The 9444-nt window shown below is 68.9% G+C and carries 7 protein-coding genes and 1 pseudogene; 1 reads left to right on the top strand and 7 read right to left on the bottom strand.

What is annotated here, in order from left to right; translation table 11 throughout:
• Positions 1-26: 26 nt before the first annotated feature.
• The 4 genes from AC30CM_RS23520 to AC30CM_RS23505 form a co-directional block, all read right to left on the bottom strand.
• Positions 27-1265 carry a fatty acid desaturase family protein gene (locus AC30CM_RS23520; RefSeq protein ID WP_490119329.1) on the bottom strand — a complete coding sequence of 413 codons (1239 nt, stop codon included), beginning with the start codon at positions 1263-1265 and terminating at the stop codon, positions 27-29.
• A gap of 69 nt (positions 1266-1334) precedes the next feature.
• Positions 1335-2510, bottom strand: a complete 1176-nt coding sequence (locus AC30CM_RS23515; protein ID WP_490119328.1) for a ferredoxin reductase — start codon at positions 2508-2510, stop codon at positions 1335-1337.
• Positions 2511-2598: 88 nt separating this feature from the next.
• The gene (locus AC30CM_RS23510; RefSeq protein ID WP_490119327.1) at positions 2599-3096 is read right to left on the bottom strand and encodes a DUF6912 family protein; all 498 of its coding nucleotides are present in this window, start codon (positions 3094-3096) and stop codon (positions 2599-2601) included.
• A 35-nt stretch (positions 3097-3131) separates the two neighbouring features.
• Positions 3132-4541 carry a WS/DGAT/MGAT family O-acyltransferase gene (locus AC30CM_RS23505; RefSeq protein ID WP_490119326.1) on the bottom strand — a complete coding sequence of 470 codons (1410 nt, stop codon included), beginning with the start codon at positions 4539-4541 and terminating at the stop codon, positions 3132-3134.
• Between the two features lie 175 nt (positions 4542-4716).
• On the opposite strand from AC30CM_RS23505, the gene AC30CM_RS23500 reads away from it, so the two are divergent.
• Entirely contained in the window at positions 4717-5193 is a 477-nt protein-coding gene (locus AC30CM_RS23500) for an Rv3235 family protein (RefSeq protein ID WP_490119325.1), read from the top strand.
• On the opposite strand, the gene secA is transcribed toward AC30CM_RS23500, so the two are convergent.
• The 3 genes and pseudogenes from secA to AC30CM_RS23485 all read right to left on the bottom strand — a co-directional run.
• Positions 5194-8040, bottom strand: a complete 2847-nt coding sequence (secA, locus tag AC30CM_RS23495) for a preprotein translocase subunit SecA (RefSeq protein WP_490119324.1) — start codon at positions 8038-8040, stop codon at positions 5194-5196.
• Positions 8041-8186: 146 nt separating this feature from the next.
• Positions 8187-8840, bottom strand: a complete 654-nt coding sequence (gene hpf, locus AC30CM_RS23490; RefSeq protein WP_490119323.1) for a ribosome hibernation-promoting factor, HPF/YfiA family — start codon at positions 8838-8840, stop codon at positions 8187-8189.
• Positions 8841-9156: 316 nt separating this feature from the next.
• Positions 9157-9444: pseudogene (locus AC30CM_RS23485) on the bottom strand (ComF family protein); the annotation flags it as partial.

The following is a 9444-nucleotide window of genomic DNA, read 5'->3' as shown; positions in this document are numbered from 1 at the left end:
CCCCGCCGTTCGGTGTTCGCGAGGGATCAGGCAGCGAGTTCGCGCTGGAAACGCTTGGCGCGCCTGCGAGCCCGAACTGCGGCGATCGAGGACTTCAGTCCCCGGCGTTGCTCGACGGCCAGGTCGTCGAACATCCGCTCACTGCGCGTCTCGGGCGCATCGTCGCGGGTGTCGGTGAGGAACCGGTCGGGCAGCGACAGCTTGGCGATGGTGCGCCACGCTTTGCCGTACTGCACCAGGAACGAGCCCGTGGTGTAGGGCAGGTCGTACTTCTCGCAGATCTCGCGGACCCGGATCGAGACCTCGTAGAGCCGGTTGCTCGGCAGGTCCGGGTAGAGGTGGTGCTCGATCTGGTGGCACAGGTTGCCGCTCATGAAACGCAGCACCGGACCGTTCTCGAAGTTCGCACTGCCCAGCATCTGTCGCAGGTACCACTGACCCCGCGACTCGCCGACCATGTCGGTCTTGGTGAACTTCTCGGCCCCGTCGGGGAAGTGACCGCAGAAGATCACCGCGTTGGCCCAGACGTTGCGGATGACGTTGGCCACGGCGTTGGCCTTGGCGGTGGACGTGAACGTCGCACCCGGCGACAACGACGTCAGCGCCGGATAGGCGACGTAGTCCTTGGCGAGCTGGTGTCCGGCCTTGACGGCGAACTCCTTGATGCGCACCAGCGTGGCATTGCGGTCGTCGCGACCCTTGAAGATCTTGCCCAACTCCAGGTGCTGCAGGCCGACACCCCACTCGAAGAGGGCCATCAGAATGGTGTTGAACCCGAGGTTGAACAGGTTCATCGGCTTCCAGCGGGTGTCACGGGTGACGCGGATCAGGCCGTAGCCCACGTCGTCGTCCATGCCGAGGATGTTGGTGTACTTGTGATGCATGAAGTTGTGGGTGAAGCGCCAGTGCTTGGACGCCCCGCTCATGTCCCACTCCCACGAGGAGGAGTGGATCTCGGGATCGTTCATCCAGTCCCACTGGCCGTGCATGACGTTGTGGCCGATCTCCATGTTCTCGATGATCTTGGCCACGCCCAGCGTGCTCGTCCCAGCCCACCACCAGCTGCGCTTCTTGCTGCCCGCCAGCATGAGCCGGGCCGCGATCTCCAGCGACCGCTGGAAGGCGATCGTGCGGCGGATGTAGCGCGCGTCGCGCTCACCGCGGGAGTCCTCGATGTCCTGCCGGATCGCGTCCAGCTCGTTACCCAGAGCCTCGATGTCGGATTCGGTCAGGTGCGCGAATTCCGGTACGTCGGTGATTGCCATCGTGTCGACCTCCTTTCGGCTACCTACGAAAGCGTAACCTACGATTCCGTAGGTTACTAGTGGGTACGCCTAAGAATCTAGTGTGCAATCGCCCGCGGCGGCGGATACGCACGTCTGGATGCGCGTGCCCGGTTCGTGCTCGTCGCCGGTGCGCAGATCGCGGACGTGCCCGGCCACCAACCCCACCACACACGACTGGCAGATCCCCATGCGACAGCCGAACGGCATCTGAATTCCCGCGGACTCGCCGGCGTCCATCAGCGACGTGGCCGCATCCACCGCGACCGTCTTGCCGCTGCGCTCGAACGTCACGGTGCCGCCCGTGCCGTGAGCGGCGGCCTTGGACACCGCGAAGCGCTCCAGGTGCAGCCGGTCGGCCAGCCCGGCGGCGCCCCACGTCCGCGTGGCGTCGTCCAACATCGCCTCCGGCCCGCACGCCCACGTCTGCCGCTGCCGCCAGTCGGGCACCACCTCGGCCAACCGAGACAGATCCAGCCGGCCCTCGGTGCGGGTGGCCCGCCGCACCAGCTGGTAACCGGGATGCGTGCGATGCAGCTCGTCGAGTTCGTCGGCGAACATCACGTCGTCGTACGTCGGTGCGGAGTGCACGTGCACGACGTGCCCCGGCCCCCGGATGCCGTCGCGGCGGGCCAGCGTGCGCAGCATCGACATGATGGGCGTGATGCCCGACCCGGCCGTCAGGAACAGCACGGAGTCCGGAGCGGGCTCCGGCAGCACGAAGTTGCCCTGGGGCGCGGCCAGCCGCACGATGGTCCCCGGCGCCACGCCCCCCACGAGGTGCGTGGAGAGGAAGCCCTCGGGCATGGCCTTGACCGTGATCGTGATGGTCTTGGGGCCCGCGGTGCGCAGCGCCCGGTCACCCCGCCCATCGGCGGGGGTCGAGGTCAGCGAGTACGAGCGCCAGCGCCACCGCCCGTCGACCAGGACGCCGATGCCGACGTACTGCCCGGGCTGGTAGTCGAACGAGAATCCCCACCCCGGCTTGATGACCAGCGTGGCCGAGTCGTCGGTCTCGCGCCGGACCTCCAGGATGCGACCCCGCAGCTCGCGGGCCGACCACAGCGGATTGGCCAGCTGGAGGTAGTCGTCGGGCAGCAGCGGCGTGGTGATCCTGGCCGCGAGGGTGCGCAGCGCGTGCCATGCCGGACGATCCTTGGCACCCGCCACGGTGGGTCGGATGGTGTCGGCGACCTTGGCCGAGACCTTGATGTTGTTCTTGGCCATTGCCACCTGCTCCTCGCGACGCGCCTAACCTACGGTACCGTAACCTACGCACCGGTAGCCAGCCGTCATGCGACCAGGGACAGGTGCTTCACAGCAGGTCCAGCAGGAACGGCAATTCCTGCGTCGCGTACCACGCCAGGTCGTGATCCTGCGCATCGCCGACCGTCAGCTCGGCGTCCTCGTCCCCCAGATCGGCCTCGTCGATCACCTCCACCGCCTTGAGCACCGCGGGCTCGGCGGCGGCGTTGTCGACGTGCGCGGCCACCACGTCGGACATGCTCACCGGCCCGGCCAACCGCACCACGGCGTCGTCCAGGTCGGGGCGCGCCGTGGCACCGTCCACGTCGGCCACCAGGACCGCTCGCCGCACCGGAAGCTCGCCGGGCGGCTCGGCCGCCAGCAGGCGCAACGACGCCAGGGCCGCCTCCTGCAACGCCACTTCGGCCAGCTCGTCGTCGTCGCCGTCGGCGTACGCCTCGCGCAGCGTCGGCGTCACCGCGAACGCCGTCCCGCTGCGCGCATGCAGGGTCTGCTCGGCGACGAGGCCGGCGAGCATGGTCAAGGTCACCGGGACGTAGACGCGCACACCGTGACTGTACTGATCACCCTTGCCGCCCACGCTCAGCGCGCGGCCTCGAGCAACTCGTCGAGCGATTCGCGCAGCAGGGACGGCAACACGTCGACGTCGCTCATGGCGTCCCGGTCGGCATTGATGCCGAAGTACATCCGGCCGTTGTACGACGTGACGCCGATGGCCAGCACCTGGTTGTGCAGCAACGGCGGGACGGCGTAGGTCTCCAGCAGCTTGGCCCCCGCCACGTACATCTGCTTCTGCGCCCCGGGCACGTTGGTGATCAGCAGGTTGAACAGCCGCGCCGAGAACGTGGTGGCCACGCGAATGCCCATGGCGTGCAACGTCGGTGGCGCGAACCCGGACAGCGTCACGATGGTGCGGGCGTCGACCAGGCTCGCCGCCGAGGAATGGGACTCGGTGGCATGGGCGATCTGGGACAGCCGTACCACCGCATTGCCCTCGCCGACCGGCAGGTCCACCAGGAACGGCGACACCTCGCTGATGGCCTGGCCCGGCCCGGCGCCCTCGCCCTCGGCATTCGGGTAGACCGACATGGGCGCCATGGCCCGCACCGTCGACGACGCCGACACCGGCTCGCCGCGCGACATCAACCAGTTGCGCAGGGCGCCGGCGACCACCGCCAGCACCACGTCGTTGACGTCGCAGTCGTACCGCACGCGCAGTTGGCGGTAGTCCTCGAACTCGTGGGCGGCCACGGCGATGCGGCGGTTGCGCGACACCGTGGTGTTCAGTGGGCTGTTGGGGGCGGTCCCCCGCGCCACGGTGCGCGCCATCTCGGCGGCCCGGCGCGCCACCGCCATCAGCTGCCCGGTGTTGGTGACCACCCCGGTGATCGCCGAACGCGCCGCGGCGAGCTGCACGCCCGGACGGGTGATCCACTCCCCCACCGCCCCGAGGAGCAGCTGGCCGTCGCTCGGCTCGCGGGCGGGGATCCAGATGTCCTCGCCGAACTCCGGAGGTCGCTGGGTGCGGTCGGCGATCACGTGCCCGATCTCGAGCGCCGTCATGCCGTTGACGAGCGCCTGGTGCGACTTGACGTAGATCGCCAGGCGATTCTTGGCCAACCCCTCGATGAGGTACATCTCCCACAGCGGCCGCGTCTTGTCGAGGGGACGGGAACCGATGCGCGCGATCAGCTCGTGCAGTTGGGCGTCGCTGCCCGGCGACGGCAGGGCCGACCGGCGCACGTGATAGGTGATGTCGAAGTCGCGGTCGTCGATCCACACCGGGCGGGCCAGACCGAGCGTGACCTCGCGGACCTTCTGCCGGTAGCGCGGGATCTGCGGCAGCCGGTGTTCGACGGTGGCCAGCAACGTCTCGTAACTCAACCCACCGCGAGGCTTGCGCAGGATCGCCAGCGAGCCGACGTACATCGGCGTCGCCGTGTTCTCCAGGTGGTAGAACGTGGCGTCGGCCGCCGACAGCCTGGTCACCATGACGTCGCCACCCTCCACAGCTCACACTGCCCCAGCCGCCCCGACTCCGTCACGGTAGCCGCAGACCCTGGCCGGGCGCATGACGGGTGCACCGGGGCATGCGCCACGCGTGCGATCATGATGACGTCTGCTCCTCTCCAGCAGCCCGCCGGTCCACCGCACCTGGAGATGAGCCATGCCCGACACGCCGAGCCTGACGTCCCCCGTCGTCGACTACGAGCCCCCACCGGTCGGCGCCTGTCCCGCGCCGACGCCTGCCCGGCTGCGCCGCCGCACCGCACGTCCGCTGGCGCCGCGCCGGGCGCCGGTGCGGGAGGCACCCCCGCCGCGGGCCGCCGCGGTGTTCACCGAGGCCGCGCTGCGCCGGGTACTGGAAGTGCTCGACCGGCGCCGCCCGCCCGCCCAGTTGCGAAACGTGCTGCGGCCCAACCTCGTCGACGTGGTCACGGCGCTCAGCCGCGCGGCGGTACCAGCGCGCGGCAGCGCCGTGCTGGGGCACGTGCGTCTGCGCGCGGTGGATGCCGGAGCAGCCGAGCCGCGCGCGGCCGAGGTGTTCGCGACGTTCACCAGGGCGGGCCGGATCCGCGCCATCGCCGGCCGGGTCGAACTGGTCTCGGGCCGGTGGCAGGTGGTCGCGTTGCAGATCGGCTGACTAGCCGCGCTTGAGCCGGGAGCCGCTGCGCCCCTCGCGCTGCGCCGCCTCGCGCCGCTGCTTGCGCGTGGTGCCACCGGCCGGGGCGGCATGCCGCCCGCCGCTCTGGCGCTGCACCTCGGCCGAGCCGTCCTCCGAGGGGCCGACGAACGTCATGGGACGCGCCTTCTCCTCGTCGATGCCCTTGACACGCAATGCCGGGGCGGCCGGCGGCTCGTCCTGCTTGGTGGCGACGCCGCCGCCGTCGGTGGTCTGCTGCGCCTGCGCCGCGGCCTGGGCGGCGAACTGGGCCAGCGTGGCCGGTGCACCCGCGCCGGCGCCGACCTGGCTGGCCGGGTTCGGCGCGGCTTGCACCTGCGCGTTGAACAGCAGGCCGACCGACTCCTCCTTGAGCCCGTCGAGCATGGCCATGAACATGTCGTAGCCCTCGCGCTGGTACTCGACCAGCGGGTCGCGCTGCGCCATGGCACGCAGGCCGATGCCCTCCTTGAGGTAGTCCATCTCGTAGAGGTGCTCGCGCCACTTGCGGTCGACCGTCGACAGCAGCACGCTGCGCTCCAGGTAGCGCATGGCGTCGGGGCCGCCGATCTCGGTCAGCGCCGCCTCGCGTTCGGCGTAGGCCCGCTCGGCGTCGCCGATGAGCGCCTGGAGCAGTTCGTCACGCGTCAGTTCGCCGGGTTCGCCGACGGCATCGGAGTCGATGAGGTCGCGGTGGTCGATGCCCACGGGATAGAGCATCTTGAGCGCCTGCCACAGCGCCTCCAAGTCCCAATCCTCGGAGTACCCCTCGGCGGTGGCGCCGTCGACGTAGGCGGTGATGACGTCGACGAGCATCTTGTGCGCCTGCTCCTGGACGTCCTCGCCCTCGAGGATCATGCGACGCTCGGCGTAGATGACCTTGCGCTGCTGGTTCATCACCTCGTCGTACTTGAGCACCTGCTTGCGGATCTCGAAGTTCTGCTGCTCGACCTGCGTCTGGGCGCTCTTGATGGCGCGCGAGACCATCTTGGCCTCGATCGGCACGTCCTCGGGCAGGTTGAGCCGGGTCAGCAGCGACTCCAGCGTCGCGCCGTTGAAGCGCCGCATGAGTTCGTCGCCGAGGGACAGGTAGAACCGCGACTCGCCGGGGTCACCCTGGCGGCCCGAGCGGCCGCGCAGCTGGTTGTCGATGCGGCGGGACTCGTGACGCTCGGTGCCCAGCACGTAGAGGCCACCGGCGGCGATGACCTCCTCGGCCTCCTTGGCGACCTGCTCCTTGACCTCGTGGATCACCTCGTCCCACGCAGCCTCGTAGTCCTCGGGCGTCTCGATGGGGTCCAGACCGCGCTCCCGCAGCCGCTTGTCGGCGATGTAGTCGGGGTTGCCGCCGAGCACGATGTCGGTACCGCGACCCGCCATGTTGGTGGCCACCGTGATCGCGCCGCGGCGGCCGGCCTCGGCGATGATCCCGGCTTCCTGCTCGTGGAACTTCGCGTTGAGCACGCTGTGCGGGATGCGCCGCTTGGTGAACTGCTTGGACAGGTACTCCGAGCGCTCGACGCTGGTGGTGCCGATCAGCACCGGCTGGCCCTTCTCGTACCGCTCGGTGACGTCGTCGACCACCGCGACGTACTTGGCCTCTTCGGTCTTGTAGATCAGGTCGGATTGGTCGGTGCGGATCATCGGGCGGTTGGTGGGGATGCTCACCACGCCCAAGGTGTAGATCTCGTGCAGCTCGGCCGCCTCGGTCTGGGCGGTACCCGTCATGCCGGAGAGCTTGTCGTAGAGCCGGAAGTAGTTCTGCAGGGTGATCGTGGCGAGTGTCTGGTTCTCGGCCTTGATCTCCACGTGCTCCTTGGCCTCGATGGCCTGGTGCATGCCCTCGTTGTAGCGCCGACCCACCAGCACGCGGCCGGTGAACTCGTCGACGATCACGACCTCGCCGTTGCGGACGATGTAGTCCTTGTCGCGGATGAAGAGTTCCTTGGCCTTGATCGCGTTGTTGAGGTAGCTCACCAGCGGCGAGTTGGCGGCCTCGTAGAGGTTGTCGATGCCCAGCTGGTCCTCGACGAACTCGACGCCCTTCTCGTGCACGCCGATGGTGCGCTTGCGGATGTCCACCTCGTAGTGGACGTCCTTCTCCATCAGCGGCGCCAACCGCGCGAACTCGAGGTACCAATTCGAGGCGCCGTCGGCGGGGCCGGAGATGATCAGCGGCGTCCGGGCCTCGTCGATGAGGATCGAGTCGACCTCGTCGACGATGGCGAAGTTGTGACCGCGCTGCACCATGTCGGCCGTGGAGTGCGCCATGTTGTCGCGCAGGTAGTCGAAGCCGAACTCGTTGTTCGTGCCGTAGGTGATGTCGGCGGCGTAGGCGGCGCGGCGCTCGTCGGGCGTCATCTGCGACAGGATCACGCCGACCTCGAGGCCCAGGAAGCGGTGCACGCGGCCCATGGACTCGCGGTCGCGCTTGGCCAGGTAGTCATTGACGGTGACGACGTGCACGCCCTTGCCGCTCAACGCGTTGAGGTAGGCGGGCAGCACACAGGTCAGGGTCTTGCCCTCACCGGTCTTCATCTCGGCGACGTTGCCGAAGTGCAGCGCGGCGCCGCCCATGACCTGGACGTCGAACGGCCGCATGCCGAGCACGCGGGAGGCGGCCTCGCGGGCCACGGCGAAGGCCTCGGGAAGCAGTTCGTCCAGCTCGGCGCCGTCGGCGATGCGCGCACGGAACTCGTCGGTCTTGGCCCGCAGCTGCTCGTCGGAGAGCTTCTCGACGTCGTCGGACAACGTATTGACGACGTCCGCGACCTTCTTGAGGCGCTTGACCATGCGGCCTTCGCCCAGGCGGAGCAACTTATCCAGCACGACTACATCCCCTGCGGGTTCGACGGATCTTCGACAGACGTGACCCATCGTAGGTGACTCGGCTGCACGGCCGATTCAGGCGCACGACACGACACACGGCCCCCGACACGCCGAGACGTCGGGGGCCGTGGGCAGGACCGGTCGGTTCAGGAGAGCCTGATCAGTCCGTAGTCGTAGGCGTGCCGTCGGTACACCACCGTCGGCTTGTCGCTTTCCTTGTCGTGGAAGAGGAAGAAGTCGTGGCCGACCAGCTCCATCTCGTAGAGGGCGTCGTCGACCGTCATGGGGATGGCGGGATGTTCCTTGGTGCGCACGATGTGGCCGGGCTCGTGCAGGGGCGCCATGGCGTCGGCGTCTGCCGAGGCGCCGTCGGTCGAGGCCGACGGTAGGAACGCCTCGGGCGCCGAGACCTTGGTCGCCTGGGCGACCGACACCGGCGTCTTGTCGCCGTAGTGGATCTTGCGGCGGTCCTTGCTGCGGCGCAGTCGGCTCTCGAGCTTGGCGACGGCGGATTCCAGGGCGGCGTAGAAACTGTCGGCGCACGCCTCGCCGCGGACCACGGGCCCGCGTCCCCGCGCGGTGATCTCGACGTGCTGGCAGTTCTTCTTCTGCCGCCGGTTGCGTTCGTGGTCGAGTTCCACGTCGAACAGGTAGAGCGTGCGGTCGAAGCGCTCGAGACGAGCGAGCTTCTCCGAAACGTAGGTGCGGAAGTGGTCGGGAACCTCGACGTTGCGGCCGGTGACCACGACTTCGGCACGCGGGCTCGAGGCGCCCTCGTCGGTGTCGGCGGTGTCGTCCATGACCATCGTCGTGCGGCTGGTTTGCGCGGAATGACTTGACATACTTGGCATCTCGTTTCTCTTCACGTCACACGCACGAGGCGTGCCTGTTGGTCGGGGAAACGCGCCGACGGGTTGTGCTCATCGCCGCCCACCGGCGCAAGGTGTCGAGTACTCACCTCCAATCGCGGCTAGGCGACGTGGCGCCGTTGCGATACAGCGCCGCCGTGAGGCATCACGGTCGTTGTCCCCGACCGTAGTCCGAGTTCACCCTGTAGTGCCACAAATTTCGCTGACGATTTTCACCGTCTTCACGCACCCTTGACCGGCTCGTGACTCACGCGGTCGCGAGCACCACCACGGCGACGACGTCCGCGCCGACGACGTCGAGGACCCGCACCGATTCGGCGACCGTGGCTCCGGTGGTGACGACGTCGTCGACCACCACGCACGGCCCGGTCACGCCGCCGACGCCCCGCCGGACCCGCACGCGGCCCGCCACGTTGCGCTGGCGAGCCGCCGCGGCCAGGCCCACCGAGTCCCTGGTGAACGCGCGCAGCCGCAGGATCTCGGCCACCGTCACCCCGGAACGCTCGGCCGCTCGCGCCATGCGCGCCACCGGGTC

The sequence above is a fragment of the Mycobacterium sp. DHQP2018-32-09 genome (assembly GCF_058148405.1).
The sequence above is the reverse complement of the archived record's forward strand: the minus strand, read 5'-3'. Positions and strand labels throughout refer to the sequence as shown.